Here is a 12,971-nt window from a genome sequence, read left to right as displayed (position 1 = left end):
AGAAACCTGTCGCGGGCAATCAGCCGCGCGGCGCGGTCCAGCCGCACTGCTTGCCGGCGTTCTGCTGCTTGAGCCAAGTCTGCAGCGGCGCGAAGTATTCCAGCACCGCGCCGGCATCCATCTTTTCGCCGCCGGTGAGTTCCTTCATGGTCTGCTGCCACGGCTGGCTGGCGCCCTTGGACAGCATCGCCCAGTAGCGCTTGCCGGCTTCCTTGTTGCCATAGAAGCTGCACTGGTACAGCGAGCCCTTGTGGCCGGCGGCATCGCACAGCGACTTGTAGAACTGGAACTGCAACACGTGCGAGAGGAAGTAGCGCGTGTACGGCGTGTTGCCCGGCACGTGGTACTTGGCGCCCGGGTCGAAGAAATCCTCGCCGCGCGCGGTGGCCGGGGCCACGCCCTGGTACTTGGCCTTCAGGTCCCACCAGGCCTTGTTGTATTCGGTCGGCTTGATCGAGCCATCGAACACGCCCCAGCGCCAGCGGTCGATCATCAGGCCGAACGGCAGGAAGGCGACCTTCGCCAATGCCATGCGCATCTGCGAGTTGATCAGCGATTCGTTGGACTGCTTCTGCTTGTCGACCAGTCCGATGGACGCGAGGTAGTCCGGCGTCATCGCCAGCACGATGACGTCGCCGATGGCCTCGTGGAAGCCGTCATGCGCGCCGCCCTGGAACATCGCCGGCTGCACGTTGTAGGCCAGGTCGTAATAGATGTGGCCCAGCTCGTGGTAGATGGTGGTGAAATCTTCTTCGTTGGGCTTGATGCACATCTTGGTGCGCACGTCGCCCTTCATGTCCATGTCCCAGGCGCTGGCGTGGCAGACCACGTCGCGGTCGCGCGGCTTGATGAACTGGGTCTTCTCCCAGTAGCTCGCGGGCAGCTTGGGCATGCCGATCGAGGTGTAGAAGTCCTCGGCGCGCGCGGTCATCTTCTTGGCGATGTCGAGCTGCGCGGCGTGCTGGATGTCCTCGGCGCTGCGGCCAGCCGGCTTGGCCTGCTCGGCCTTGAGCGATGCCTGGTACTGCTTTTCAAGCGCGCCGGTGATGTCCAGGCTGCCGGCCTGCGGGTAGGGCGCCAGCATGTCCCACAAATTGCCCCAGTCCTGCTGCCACATGTTGCCCATCAGGTGCGCGGGCAGCAGGCCGCCCTCGACCTGGCCCTTGTCGGTGCCGTACTTGGCCTTGAGCTTGTCGCCGGCGTAGCAGTGCAGTTCCTCGTACAGCGGCTTGACCTGTTCCCACAGGCGGTCGGTCTCGCTGGCGATCTCGGCCGGGGTCATGTCGTAGCCGGCGCGCCACAGCTCGCCGGTGTTGGCGAAGCCGAAGTCACGCGCGCCTTCGTTGCTGAGTTCCACGAAGCGCTGGTAGTCCTTGCGCATCGGCACGGCGATGGTGTGCCAGCCCTGCCACGCATCCAGCTGCGCGTCGTAGTCGCGGTTGCTGCGCAGCACGTCTTCCAGTTCGCCCAGCTGGCGGCAGCTCTTGGCGTCGCCTTCGCCCTTGCAGTAGGTGCCGGCGCCGTACATGCCGCCCATCTTGCTGGCGATGCGGGTCAGCTCGGCCAGGTGCGTGGGATCCTTCGGCGGCGGCATCGACGCGGACAGCTTGAGCAGCTTCAGCGTGCGCGCGGTCTCCGGCGACATCTTCTGGCCTTCGTAGCCTTCGGCCTGTGCGATCCAGGTGTTGAGCAGGGTCAGCCAGCGTTCGTCGCTCTTGGCCGCCAGCATCTGCGAGTCGTCGCTGATGTAGGTCGCGGCGAGCCACTGCGGCACGGTGATTTCCGGGTACATCGCCTTCAGTTCGGCATTGATGCGGGCCACGAACTGGTCGGCGTTTTCCTTGGGCGGAGCCTTCTGGGCGAAGGCGGGCGTGGACACGCAGGCGGCGATGGCGAGCGAAAGCAGGGCGTGACGAAGCTTCACGGTGACCTCTGGCAATGTGCGGACGAACTTGCAAGTGTAGGCGGCAAGCGCTCCGGCGGCATGCGGCGGCGCACTACACTCGCGCCATGCGGCCATGCCGCGACCCCTCGATGGAGTGTCGATGTCGAACCTGCGGCGTGGCGTGTTGCTGGGCTTGTCGGCCTATGCCGCGTTCTCCTTCAGCGATGCCTTCATCAAGCTGCTCAAGGGCGGCGTGCCCACGTTCCAGCTGATGTTCATGGGCGCGGCGATGGGCCTCTTGGCGCTGCCGCTGGTCAAGCAGCCGCAGGAACGCTGGTCGTATCTGGTCACGCCGCGCGCGCCGGGGATCTGGTGGCTGCGGATGCTGGCCGGCGCGGTCAACAACCTGGGCGCCTTGCTCGCCTTCACCCACCTGCCGATGGCCGAGGCCTTCGCGCTGATCTTCCTGATGCCGATCTTCGTCACCCTGCTGTCGGTGGTCGTGCTGCGCGAACACGTCGGCTGGCGGCGCTGGCTGGCGGTGATCGCGGGCTTTGCCGGCGTGCTGGTGGTGCTGCGCCCGGGTTTCCGCGAGCTGCACATCGGCCACCTCGGCGGGATCATCTGCGGGCTGGCCGGTGCCTGCGGCGTGGTGCTGATGCGCCGCGTCGGTGACCGCGAACATCGCCTGACCCTGCTCGGCACCACGCTGCTCGGCAACCTGCTGGTGGCCGGCGTACTGATGTGGCCCGACCTGCACGCGCCCACCGCGTTGCAATGGGCCTATGTCGCCGGCTTCGGGCTGCTGTCGGCGCTGGGCACGGTGCTGCTGATGCAGGCCACGCTGGCCACGCCGGTCAACCATGTCGCGCCGACGCAATACAGCCAGATGCTGTGGTCGGTGCTGCTCGGCTGGTGGCTGTTCCACGACCGTATCGATGCACTGACCTGGGTCGGCATCGGCATCATCCTCGCGGCGGGCCTGTTCACGCTGGTGCGCGAGGAGCGCGTCACCGGCTGGTGGCACCGGATGAAGATGCTGCTGCCGTGATCGCGCGGGTCAGGGCAGGCGCAGGCGGCGTTCGTCGTCGATGAATCCGCGCGCGGCCAGCCAGTCCCACGCATCAACCGCATCCCGCTCGACATAGGCCCGCGCACTGCCGAGGCGGAAGGTGTAGCCCCAGGCATCCATGTCGGCGAACAGCCGGTCGCTGCCGTAGCCGGGAATCTCGTCGGCCATCAGCGACTGCAGCACGCAGACCGCGTTTTCCTCGTCGATGGAATCGGTGGCGTCGGTATGCACGGCGGCACGCCGTTCGGGCGGCAACACGATGAGATGGCCGGCCTCGTGCAGCAGCGAATGCACCGGCGTGTCGTCGCGGGCGTAGACGTCGTGGCCGATGATGCCGGCTTCGGTCTCGCCCCAGTAGCTGCCGGGAATCGCCTCGCCATCGGCAACGCGATGCAGGTTCAGGCCATGACGCGCCAACAGGGCCGATGCGGCGTCGAAGCCGACATCGACCATGCGCATCACCTCCGGCACGGTCGGTGCGTCGTCCATCCCGTCAGGCCGGCACGCATGGTGCCGGCGCGTGGCTCAGTCCTGCGCGGGCTTGGCGTCGGGGAGCTCGATGGAGATGTCCAGCACGTCGTATTCGCCGTGCTTTTCCTTGGTCACCGAGATCGCGCTGTCGGGGATGTGGAAGTGCTTCTGGATCAGCGCCATCAGCTCCACCTTGAACTCCGGCGGGATGTCGATGTCGTGGCGCGGATTCCGGTCGTCGCGCTGCTGCGCGATGATGAACTGCAGGCGCCCCTTGGCCTCGGACGCGGTGTCCTTCTTCGGCTTGAAAAGATCAAAGATGCCCATGCCTCAACCCCCGAACATCTTGGCGAAGAAACCCTTCTTCTCGACCGCGGTGAAGCGCATCGGGCGCTCTTCACCCATCAGCCGGGCGACCGCGTCGTCATAGGCGGCGGCGGCGTCGGAGTTGGTTTCGAGGATGACCGGCTCGCCCTTGTTGGAGGCGTTGAGCACGTCGGTGGATTCGGGGATCACGCCGATCGCCTTCAGGCCCAGCACTTCCTCGACGTCGGTGACCGACAGCATCTCGCCGCGTTCGACGCGCGACGGGCTGTAGCGGGTCAGCAGCAGGTATTCCTGCACGCGGCCGCCTTCCTCCGCCTTCTTGGTCTTGGACGCGAGCAGGCCGAGGATGCGGTCGGAGTCGCGCACCGAGGACACTTCCGGGTTCACCACCACCACCGCCTTGTCGGCGAAGTACATGGCGAGGAAGGCGCCCTTCTCGATGCCGGCCGGTGAGTCGGCGACGATGTAGTCGAAGCCTTCGGCGGCCAGGTCGGTCAGCACCTTCTCGACGCCTTCCTTGGTCAGCGCATCCTTGTCGCGCGTCTGCGAGGCGGCCAGCACGTGCAGCGTGTCGAAGCGCTTGTCCTTGATCAACGCCTGCTTGAGCGAAGCCTCGCCGTTCACCACGTTGACGAAGTCGTACACCACGCGGCGCTCGCAGCCCATGATCAGGTCGAGGTTACGCAGGCCGACGTCGAAGTCGATCACGGCGACCTTCTTGCCCCGGCGCGCGAGGCCGGTGGCGATGCTGGCGCTGGTGGTGGTCTTGCCGACCCCGCCTTTCCCGGATGTGACGACGATGATTTCAGCCAAGGGTTCTCTCCTTACGTGGGGCGGGGCGCGTCAATCGAGCGCCGAGATGTCGAGCTTGCCTTTTTCAAGGCGGATCTGCACGGCCTTGCCGACCAGATCGCGGGGAAAATCGTCGGCGACCATGTAGGTGCCGGCGATGGCGACGAGTTCGGCGTGGAATTCGCGGCAGAAGATCCGCGCGTTCTCCATGCCCTGGGCGCCGGCCAGCGCGCGGCCGCGCAGGGCGCCGTAGATGTGGATGGAGCCGTCGGCGATGACCTCGGCGCCGGCGCCGACCGTGCCGACCACCGTGAGATCGCGCTGTTCGGCGTAGAGCTGCTGGCCGGAGCGCACCGAAGCCACCTGCATCAGGCCCGGTTCGCCGTCGGCGCGGGGCGCGGCGGCTGCCGCTGCGGACTTGGCGGGTTCAGGCGCGGCGGCTGCGGCGCGGGGACGCGGGGGCGGCGCGATGTCGGCTTCGGACTCGCCGGCGCGCTCGTACTGGGCGCGGAACTTGGCCAGCAGCGGCAGGCCCAGTTCGGCGGCCAGCGCATCGTTTTCGCTGCTGCCGTAGGCCAGCGCCACCGGCAGGGCGCCGGCCTCGCGCAGGGCGTCGATCAGCGCGCGGGCATCCGCCGCACTCGGCAACTGGGCCAGCCCGCCGAAATCGATGATGACGGCACCACGCGCGAACATCTTCGGCGCGCGGGCGACGCGCTGGCGCATCTCCTCGGCCAGCGCCGGGATGTCGAGGACGCGGATGCGCAGGTTGGCGATGCCGACCTGGCCGATCTTCAGCTCACCGGCGGGTTCGTAATTGGGGATCGAGCTCACGCGCAGGTTCCGGTCGGGCGCTGTGGGGTGCGCAGCGTGCGCGGCCGGGTGAGCCAGGGCACTTCGGGCAGGGCATCGCCGTAGGTGTCGCGGATCCACGCGTGGCTGCACAGCGGCTTCATCAACATGCAGGCGCGGGTGCCGTCGGCCTGGATGTGCTGGCCGACCTCGTGGAAGCCGAAGCTGCCGTGGAAGAGCAGCGCGGGATCGCTGCCTTCCTGCATGAACACCTCACAGGCAAGTTCCGGGGTGCGCGCTTCGGCGTAACCCTGCACATCGGCATACAGCGCGCGGCCCACGCCACCGCCGCGGCGGCGGCTGGCCACGGCGATGCGGTCGATGTAGAGGAAGTCGGGGTAACGCTCGCGGAACCAGTGGAAATTGCCGCTGTCGTGCGCGGAACCGGCCCCGAAGGCCATCAGGACGCCGGCCAGGTTGCCGTCGTGCTCGGCGACGCGGAAGTATTCGGCGGTGTCGAAGAAACAGCGCAGGCGCGCGGCGTCTAGGGGCAGGATGCCGGGGCCGGAGGCGTTGTTGAGGGCAAGGACGGAATCCAGCTCGTGCTCACGCACGTCGCGGACGACAATCGACATTCCTGACTCCGTTCGGGGGTTCGCCTTTGGCAGGCGGCGATGCGCGCATTATCGCATGGCCCGCCGGCACGGGCATGACTTCCGGGCGGGGCGGGGCGCGTGGACCCGCGGCTAAGATGCGGCATGTTCAGCAGCATCTCCCATACCCGCCTGTTGCGTTACGCCGGCCTGTTCACCTGGGCCATGGTGGGCGCGCCGCTGCTGTACACGACCTTCGTGCTGAACCGGGGCGATGGCGCTTCGTCGGTGCCGAGCATCGGGCCGTGGGGCTGGCTGGCCTATATCGCCTTCGGGGCGCTGTACTTCGGGCTGACGCTCCGGATGGGCCGGCCGCATCGGCGCGGTGTCACCGATTACTTCCTGATGATGCTTCTGCTGGCCTGCTCGGTGGCGGTCAGCCATTTCAGCGGCAGCGGGCTGGGCGGCATCCTGATGGTGGTGGCGGCGACGGTCCTGCCGTGGACCCTGCCGCTGCCGTGGGGCATCGGTCTCCTGGCGCTCAGCCAGGCCGCCATCGCGCCGATCCTGGTGATGTTCCAGGGCTTCGACTGGCCCTCGGCCCTGCTGCAATCGATGATCTACGTGGGCTTCTGCGCCTTCAGCTTCATCACCGGGCTGGTGGCCCGGCAGCAGACCGAGGCGCGCGAGGAGCAGCGCCGCCTCAACGCCGAACTCCGCGCCACCCGCGCCCTGCTGGCCGAAAGCGTGCGCGTCAACGAGCGCACCCGCATCTCGCGCGAGCTGCACGATCTGCTCGGCCATCACCTCACCGCGCTCAGCCTGAACCTTGAAGTGGCCGGTCACCTGACCGAGGGCAAGGCCGCCGGCCATGTCCGCCAGGCGCACACGCTGGCCAAGCTGCTGCTGACCGACGTCCGCGAGGCGGTCAGCCAGATGCGCGAGGACTCCGCCGCGCTGCATCTCGCCAGTGCGCTCAAGCCGCTGGCCGAGAACGTGCCGAACATGGACATCGAGATGCAGGTGCCGGACGACCTGGTGCTCGTGGATCCCGAACGCGCCCACGTGCTGTTGCGCGCGGTGCAGGAAATCATCACCAATGCGGTGCGCCATTCCGGCGCGTCCAAGCTGCGCATCCAGCTCTGGCGCGATGCCGGGATGCTGCTGGTGGACGCCCGCGACGATGGCCGTGGCGCCGAGCAGCTGTCACCCGGCAACGGGCTGCGCGGCCTCAGCGAACGGCTGCGCCACTACCAGGGCAGCGTGCTGGTCGATACCGCGCCGGGCCATGGATTCACCGTGCAGCTGCGGCTGCCGCTGGAAGGCACCATCACGCAGCCGGTCGCGCTGCAGCACACCGTGGGAGGAACGACATGATCCGGGTATTCCTGGTGGACGACCAGACGCTGGTCCGGCAGGGCATCCGCTCCCTGCTGGCGCTGGCCGAAAACATCGAAGTGGTGGCCGAGGCCTCCGACGGCCGCGAGGCGGTCGCGCGCATCCCCGAAGTCGCGCCCGACGTGGTCCTGATGGACATGCGGATGCCGGTGATGTCGGGCCTCGAAGCCCTGCAGGCGCTTTCGCGCAGCCAGCAGCTGCCACCGACCATCATCCTCACCACCTTCGACGACGACCAGCTGGTGCTGGCCGGGCTCAAGGCCGGTGCGCGCGGCTACATGCTCAAGGATGTCTCGCTGGAGCAGCTGGTCGGCGCGATCCAGACCGTGGCCGGGGGCGGTTCGCTGGTCCAGCCGGCGGTGACCCAGCGCCTGCTGTCGGGGCTGGAACACATGCAGAACGCCTTCGTCAGCCTGGACCGGCCCGATCCGCTGACCGACCGCGAGACCGAAATCCTGCGGCTGATGTCCGGCGGCTTCTCCAACAAGGAGATCGCCAACTCGCTGGGCGTGGCCGAGGGCACCATCAAGAACCACGTGTCCAGCATCCTCAGCAAGCTCGGCGTACGCGACCGTACCCGCGCCGTGCTGAAGGCGTTCGAGCTGCAACTGGTGTGAAGGTGGGGGGATGACGGGCGCAGCGGCCCGCCGTCCTGCATCCGGCCCCTGTGCGCCGGGCCGTTCATACACGGGCAGGGGTCGCAGATATTCGGTGCCCCGTCTCGCGTAGCGCGCCCGGTCTTTGTTAGCATTGCGAATCCGCGACCCCGCGACGGCCTCCGGCCGCCTTGGAGAACTTCCGAATGACCCGTTTGATCGAGCTCCTGATTTCCCTGGCGATCGTCGCCGCGCTGTTGCTGGTCGTCGGCATCGTGCTGCCGTCCAGCCGCCACGTGTCCGAGAAGATCGAGACCAACCGCAAGCAGACCATCGTGTACGACGTGGTCAACGGTTTCGGTCGCTTCCGTGACTGGAGCGCGCTGGCCGCCCGCGACCCCGCGATCCAGCTCAAGACCTCCGGCCCGGAAGCCGGCAAGGGCGCGAAGGTGGAATACGACTCCAAGGAGCGCGGCATCGGCAGCGGTTCGTGGACGATCACCGACAGCACCCCGAAGTCCAAGGTGACCTACGCGATCGAGAACGATGATTTCGGCAGCAACAAGCGCTCGACCATCAGCCTGATCCCGACCGGCCGCAACAACCGCAACGTCGAGGTCAAGCAGAGCTACGACGTGGATTACGGCTTCAACCTGCTGGGCCGCTACGCCGGCCTGTACGTCAACAGCTACATGGGCGAAGACATCAAGATCGGCCTGTCGCGCCTGACCAACCTGCTGTCGAGCATCCCCAACCAGGATTACGGCATCGCCAACAGTCGCCTGACCGGCATCGAGCTGGCCCAGCTGCCGGCCGAGCACGTGCTGTTCGTGACCTCGGGTGCGGTCAAGCGTGACGACGCCAGCATCCAGGCTTCGATCGGCGCCAACCAGGAATGGATCAAGCGCACCATGGCCGCCAATGGCCTGGAAGCGGTGGGCCCGGTGCGCATCGCGACCAACGAACTGGGCCGCGAGACCTACAACTTCGACGTGGTTCAGGTGGTGCGCAAGACCGGCGCGACCGGTGCCGCGACCTCGCCGCTGACCGTGTCCACGCAGGGCCCGGTGAAGTACGCGCTGAACCCGGAGCGCCGCGCGGCGCACGGCAAGTTCACCGGCTATTTCGCCGAACTCGACGCGATGCGCAACGCGGTCCGCGCCTGGTCCGCCGTGCGTGGCTACGAAGTGACCGACCGTCCGTACGAGGCCTACACCGGCGGCGTCGGCCCGGCCTTCACCGAGAACGGCAGCTTCGACATCTACTGGCCGGTCAAGGGCAAGTAAGCCCACCTGCCAGGTGACACCCCGGACGCCGCGCAACCCGCGGCGTTCGCATTTGCGGAGAACGCGGCGATGGCACCGATCCACACCGGCTTGAACGAGCGACAGATGCACCGGCGTTTCTGGCTGGCTTCGGCCGGGTCGTTGCTGGCGGGGCTGTCGGTGGGGCTGGGCGCCTATGCCGCGCACGCCGCGGTCGGCGATCAGACCCGGCACTGGCTGCTGCAGGCGGCGGTGTTCGGCTTCGGGCACGGCGTGGCGCTGGCCGCCCTGGCACCGCTGGCGGTACGCCGGTGGGCCTGGTGGGGCTTGCTGGCCATCGGCGCGGGCGTGCTGCTGTTTGCCGGCAGCCTGGTCGGCGCGGCGCTGGCCGGCACGCCGACCACGCTGGCGCCGTTCGGCGGCACCTTGATGATGCTGGGCTGGCTGCTGCACGCGATCGGCCAATGGCGGCGCTGAAGACGCGGCATCCGCGCGGCTTCGACACGGCCGCCGCCGACGAATACCTGGCGCGGCGCGACCGCAGGCTGGCGCGCTGGATCGAGCGCATCGGTCCCATCGCCCCGCAGCGCCAGTGGCGGGGCCGCTTCGACCCCGCCGACGCGCTGGCCCGCGCCATCCTTTACCAGCAGCTGTCCGGCAAGGCCGCGGCGACGATTGTCGGGCGGGTAGAGGCGGCGATCGGCAGCGACCGGCTGCATGCCGATACGCTGGGCCGCATCGATGACACCGCGCTGCGTGCCTGCGGCGTGTCCGGCAACAAGGCGTTGGCGCTGCGTGACCTGTCGCGGCGCGAGGCGGCCGGCGAAATCCCGCGGATGACCCAGCTGCCGTGGCTCGACGAGCAGGCGATCATCGACGCGCTGGTGCCGGTGCGCGGCATCGGGCGCTGGACGGTGGAGATGATGTTGATGTTCCGGCTGGGCCGCCCCGACGTGCTGCCGGTGGACGACCTCGGCATCCGCAAGGGCATCCAGGTGCTCGACAAGCTCGAGGTGATGCCGACTCCGCGCGAGGCGCTGGCCCGCAGCGCGAAGTGGGCGCCGTTCCGCACCCAGGCCAGCTTCTACCTGTGGCGTATCGCCGATGCGGGCAGCGCGGCGAAGACGCCGGTCAAACGCTCGCAGGACTAGCCGGCCGCCGCATCGAAACGCCAATGCCACGGCTCGTAGACGATGCCGTGCGGGTTGTCGCGCGCGTAGCTCATGTGGAAACCATGGCTGGCGGCGTGATGCGTGAGCCACTCGAACGCGGCGGTGGTTTCGAAGGTTTCTTCCGCCGGCGGTTCACCGGGCGTGCCGATGTCGAGCGCCAAACCGGAGTGATGCTCGGAGAAGCCGGGCGCGGCGTTGACCTGCAAAATCTCGTCGACTTCCAGCCCGCGCGTGCGCTTCCGCTCGAAGATGCCGAGCTGGTAGGCGTGGCTGCGGTAGCCGGAAATCGCCTCCAGCACGATGCCGTCGGCCATCGCCGCCGCCTGCATCCGCATCCACGCGCGGGCGGCGTCCTCGCGCAGCCAGAGCGGGCGGCGCCAACGGTCGAAGCCGGCCAGCGCCAGCCAGTCGGGTTCGGCGACCAGCGACAGGCCGCTCGCATCCGCATAAGCCTCGGCATCCAGCCCGAGCTGCTGCAGCCGTGCCGCCAGCGCGTGCATCGGCAGCAGGGTGGGCGGGTGGCTGGCACGCGCTTGCCTGAAGGTGCGCCGGGCGTGCCAGCGCGTCGCATCGCCCAGACCTTGTTCATGGGCGAGGCGGGGAATCATCGGCACCGTGTCGCCGCGTGTATCGAGCGCGGCCAGATAGCGGCCATCGGACTTGCGGCGCAGCACCCAGCGCGAGGTCGCCAGCAGGCGGGCGTCGTGGTTGCCACGTGCACGCAGCAGCCAGGCGGGCCAGGTTTCGATGTCGGCGCTGTTGAGCAGCAGGCGCGGGCGCGGAAGCATGGCGCGAGGTTAACCGATGCGGCGCGGCCCCGGCCCGGCGGCGCGTTGCAGCGCGTCGAGCAGCGATTGCGGGTTGTCCAGGCTGAGCAGCAGCAGGCGGCCGTCGCGCTCGGGCAGCACCAGCACGCGGTCGCGCTCGGTCAGCAGCACGAACACCTTGCGCCCGCCGCCCTGGCGGAAATGCCCGGCCTGGTAGCCCGGCATCGCGCTGCCGAAGGTTTTCGTACCGGGCCGGTATTCCGGGTGTTCGTCCAGCCGGACGATGCGCGCGTGGCCTAGGTCCAACGCGGACACCGCCACGCGCGTGCTGTTGAGGCCGGCGGCGATGCGCAGCGTGTCGCCTTCCAGCGTCACGCGCCGCCGCCCGACCACTAGCGCGAGCAGGCCGATGCTGACGAGCGCGCCGAGCAGCAGGTGCGGCCATGCACGTGCCGCGCTCCCATCGCGCAGGACAAGGACCAGCGCCACGCCGATCGTCGCCAGCACCAGCGCGAACATCAGCGCGACCTTGCGGTAGTCGGGTGCCGGAACGCCGAAGCGCCGCGCCCCGCTCATGGGCGCGCCTTGATCCACTGCGCGACGTCGGCGATCAGCGCGGCGTCCACATGGCCGGGCTTGGCGTAGCTGTCCAACCCCGCGCCTTCGGCGCTGTCCATGCCCAGGTGGTTGAGCGTCGGGTAGTGCTTGAACGTCACCTGCTTGTCGGTGCCGAACGCGGCCCGCCATGCCTGCCAGTCGGCATCGACCACCTGGATGTCGCGCGCGCCCTGCAGCACCAGCATCGGTTCACCGGCCTTGCGTGCCTCGGCGACGGGATCGACGGCATCCACGCTGCGCCAGTAAGGCGCCGGCTGGTTCATCGGCGTGCCGGTCCTGGCGACGTCGCCCTGACCGCGCACCGCCGCGATCTGCGCCTTCAGCCGGTCCATGTGCGCGATGCCGGCTTCGCTGGTGTCCGCGCCCTGCATCTTCAACAGGCGCTCGTTCTGTTCGACGAGGATGTCGAGCAGGTTGCGCGCCGGTGCGGCCAGCAGCACCAGGCCGGCGACGTGGCCGTCCTTGATCGCGATGCGCGGCGCCATCATCCCGCCCTGGCTGTGGCCGAGCACGAACACGCGCCTGGGGTCGATGCCGGGCGCGGCACGCAACGTGGCCAGTGCCGCGACCGCGTCATCGGTGGTTTCGGTGTCGATGTCGAGGGTGTCGGCGCCGTAATCCTGCGGACGCGCCTTGCTGCGCTTCTCGTAGCGCAGCACCCCGATGCCCTGCGCGGCCAGCCCGCGCGCGATGTCGAGGAAGGGCCGGTTCGGGCCGATGGTCTCGTCGCGGTCGTGCGCGCCGGAGCCATGCACCAGCACCACGGCGGGGAAGGGGCCTGGGCCCTTCGGCATGGACAGCGTGGCGCCCAGCGCGTGTTCGCCAGTGCCGACGTGCGTTTCCGATTCGGTGTAGTCCGCATCGGCGGGCACGGCCGGCGGCGGCGCGATGCTCGCTTCGGCCGGGCGGATCAGCAGGCCGGACACGCGACCTTCGGCATCCACGGCGATCGTCGCGTCAAACTTGCCTTCGCCGCGTGCGAGCGGGATGCGCACCACCTGGGTGTCGCCGCTGGCCTGCAGCTTCGGTTCGCCGCGCGTGCCGGCGGCCGGCAGCGACTTCCACACCTGTTCCAGCGTGGCGGCGGGGACGGCCTGTTTCATCGTGGCATCTAACATCGCCTCGACCTGCGCGAACTCGCCGCGGTCGAGGTGGTCGAGCACGCGCACGGCGGTGGCGCGGGCCTGGTCGGGCGCGACCTGGGCGGAAGCGTTCATGGCCGC

Annotated in this window: 15 protein-coding genes; 6 read left to right on the top strand and 9 right to left on the bottom strand. The window is 68.7% G+C overall.

Features of this window, described 5'->3' with window-relative positions; all coding sequences use genetic code 11:
* Positions 1 to 19: 19 nt before the first annotated feature.
* On the bottom strand, positions 20 to 1,924 hold the full coding sequence (locus DCD74_RS05720; RefSeq protein WP_407072215.1) for a M2 family metallopeptidase: 1,905 nt from the start codon (positions 1,922 to 1,924) through the stop codon (positions 20 to 22).
* Between the two features lie 130 nt (positions 1,925 to 2,054).
* Between DCD74_RS05720 and DCD74_RS05715 the strand changes: the two genes are divergently transcribed.
* Entirely contained in the window at positions 2,055 to 2,936 is an 882-nt protein-coding gene (locus tag DCD74_RS05715; RefSeq protein ID WP_112927689.1) for a DMT family transporter, read from the top strand.
* A 9-nt stretch (positions 2,937 to 2,945) separates the two neighbouring features.
* On the opposite strand, the gene DCD74_RS05710 is transcribed toward DCD74_RS05715, so the two are convergent.
* From DCD74_RS05710 to DCD74_RS05690, 5 genes are read right to left on the bottom strand one after another with little or no spacing between them, the layout of a single operon-like run.
* The gene (locus DCD74_RS05710) at positions 2,946 to 3,446 is read right to left on the bottom strand and encodes a hypothetical protein (RefSeq protein ID WP_112926472.1); all 501 of its coding nucleotides are present in this window, start codon (positions 3,444 to 3,446) and stop codon (positions 2,946 to 2,948) included.
* 36 nt (positions 3,447 to 3,482) lie between these two features.
* Positions 3,483 to 3,755 carry a cell division topological specificity factor MinE gene (gene minE / locus DCD74_RS05705; RefSeq protein WP_112926471.1) on the bottom strand — a complete coding sequence of 91 codons (273 nt, stop codon included), beginning with the start codon at positions 3,753 to 3,755 and terminating at the stop codon, positions 3,483 to 3,485.
* A gap of 3 nt (positions 3,756 to 3,758) precedes the next feature.
* Positions 3,759 to 4,568 carry a septum site-determining protein MinD gene (gene minD / locus DCD74_RS05700; RefSeq protein WP_112926470.1) on the bottom strand — a complete coding sequence of 270 codons (810 nt, stop codon included), beginning with the start codon at positions 4,566 to 4,568 and terminating at the stop codon, positions 3,759 to 3,761.
* Between the two features lie 30 nt (positions 4,569 to 4,598).
* Entirely contained in the window at positions 4,599 to 5,381 is a 783-nt protein-coding gene (gene minC, locus DCD74_RS05695; RefSeq protein WP_112926469.1) for a septum site-determining protein MinC, read from the bottom strand.
* Entirely contained in the window at positions 5,378 to 5,974 is a 597-nt protein-coding gene (locus tag DCD74_RS05690; RefSeq protein WP_112926468.1) for a GNAT family N-acetyltransferase, read from the bottom strand. The genes minC and DCD74_RS05690 overlap by 4 nt, the downstream gene beginning before the upstream one ends.
* A 123-nt stretch (positions 5,975 to 6,097) precedes the next feature.
* On the opposite strand from DCD74_RS05690, the gene DCD74_RS05685 reads away from it, so the two are divergent.
* The 5 genes from DCD74_RS05685 to DCD74_RS05665 all read left to right on the top strand — a co-directional run bounded on the left by DCD74_RS05685 (position 6,098) and on the right by DCD74_RS05665 (position 10,342).
* On the top strand, positions 6,098 to 7,309 hold the full coding sequence (locus DCD74_RS05685; protein WP_112926467.1) for a sensor histidine kinase: 1,212 nt from the start codon (positions 6,098 to 6,100) through the stop codon (positions 7,307 to 7,309).
* Positions 7,306 to 7,947, top strand: coding sequence for a response regulator (locus DCD74_RS05680; protein WP_112926466.1), 642 nt, complete (start codon positions 7,306 to 7,308; stop codon positions 7,945 to 7,947). Before DCD74_RS05685 ends, DCD74_RS05680 begins: the two co-directional genes overlap by 4 nt.
* Before the next feature lie 185 nt (positions 7,948 to 8,132).
* Positions 8,133 to 9,212, top strand: coding sequence for a polyketide cyclase (locus tag DCD74_RS05675; RefSeq protein WP_112926465.1), 1,080 nt, complete (start codon positions 8,133 to 8,135; stop codon positions 9,210 to 9,212).
* 69 nt (positions 9,213 to 9,281) lie between these two features.
* Positions 9,282 to 9,668, top strand: coding sequence for a DUF423 domain-containing protein (locus DCD74_RS05670; protein WP_237049664.1), 387 nt, complete (start codon positions 9,282 to 9,284; stop codon positions 9,666 to 9,668).
* On the top strand, positions 9,656 to 10,342 hold the full coding sequence (locus DCD74_RS05665; protein ID WP_112926464.1) for a DNA-3-methyladenine glycosylase family protein: 687 nt from the start codon (positions 9,656 to 9,658) through the stop codon (positions 10,340 to 10,342). The genes DCD74_RS05670 and DCD74_RS05665 overlap by 13 nt, the downstream gene beginning before the upstream one ends.
* Here the strand turns inward: DCD74_RS05665 and DCD74_RS05660 are convergent.
* The 3 genes from DCD74_RS05660 to DCD74_RS05650 are packed head-to-tail and all read right to left on the bottom strand — an operon-like array spanning position 10,339 to position 12,965.
* Positions 10,339 to 11,151, bottom strand: a complete 813-nt coding sequence (locus DCD74_RS05660) for a M15 family metallopeptidase (protein ID WP_112926463.1) — start codon at positions 11,149 to 11,151, stop codon at positions 10,339 to 10,341. The genes DCD74_RS05665 and DCD74_RS05660 overlap by 4 nt on opposite strands.
* 9 nt (positions 11,152 to 11,160) lie before the next feature.
* Positions 11,161 to 11,706 (bottom strand): PH domain-containing protein, encoded by a 546-nt coding sequence (locus tag DCD74_RS05655; protein WP_112926462.1) that lies wholly within the window; start codon positions 11,704 to 11,706, stop codon positions 11,161 to 11,163.
* Positions 11,703 to 12,965, bottom strand: a complete 1,263-nt coding sequence (locus DCD74_RS05650) for an alpha/beta hydrolase (RefSeq protein ID WP_112927687.1) — start codon at positions 12,963 to 12,965, stop codon at positions 11,703 to 11,705. Before DCD74_RS05650 ends, DCD74_RS05655 begins: the two co-directional genes overlap by 4 nt.
* Between the last annotated feature and the right edge of the window lie 6 nt (positions 12,966 to 12,971).

The sequence above is a fragment of the Lysobacter oculi genome, assembly GCF_003293695.1.
GTDB lineage: Bacteria > Pseudomonadota > Gammaproteobacteria > Xanthomonadales > Xanthomonadaceae > Solilutibacter > Solilutibacter oculi.
This window is presented reverse-complemented; position numbering and strand designations above follow the sequence as displayed.